Source organism: Vibrio sp. 10N.222.49.C9 (assembly GCF_041474985.1).
Lineage (GTDB): Bacteria > Pseudomonadota > Gammaproteobacteria > Enterobacterales > Vibrionaceae > Vibrio > Vibrio crassostreae_C.
In genome coordinates this window covers 1-450 of record NZ_JBFRVD010000777.1, presented here as the reverse complement: position 1 = coordinate 450, position 450 = coordinate 1, and the positions used below count along the sequence as shown (strand labels likewise).

The following is a 450-nucleotide window of genomic DNA, read 5'->3' as shown; positions in this document are numbered from 1 at the left end:
GTTGTTGGTGCTCCAGAATCAGGAACTGTTGTCGAGGACACTACGCTAGCAGTTTCAGGAACTGTTGATATTCATAGTGCGCAAAAAGGCGCTCCACTAACATTTACTCCCGACAACTTGCATGGCCAATACGGTGAATTCACCCTGAACAAGGATACGGGCGAATGGAGCTATGCCCTTGATAACAGTCATCACCAGAATCTTGCACAGGGTGAGACTCACACTGAAATTTTGCACGTAACTGCGACTAGCGCTGCAGGCGTATCAGTACATCAAGATATTACAGTCACGGTGCAAGGTACCAATGATATTCCGGTTATCACCAGTCACGCGCAGCATGAGTCAACCAAAGAAGACGATGTTCTATTTGTAAATGGACAAGTTACTGCTTCCGATGTGGATCATGGCGCAGTGTTGACCTATACCCCCGATGATCTACAAGGCCAATAT

At 46.9% G+C, this 450-nt stretch carries 1 protein-coding gene; it reads left to right on the top strand.

The annotated features are described in order from the left end of the window. A partial coding sequence (locus tag AB4585_RS25550) for a VCBS domain-containing protein (RefSeq protein WP_372171588.1) occupies window positions 1–450 on the top strand: 450 nt, incomplete at both ends.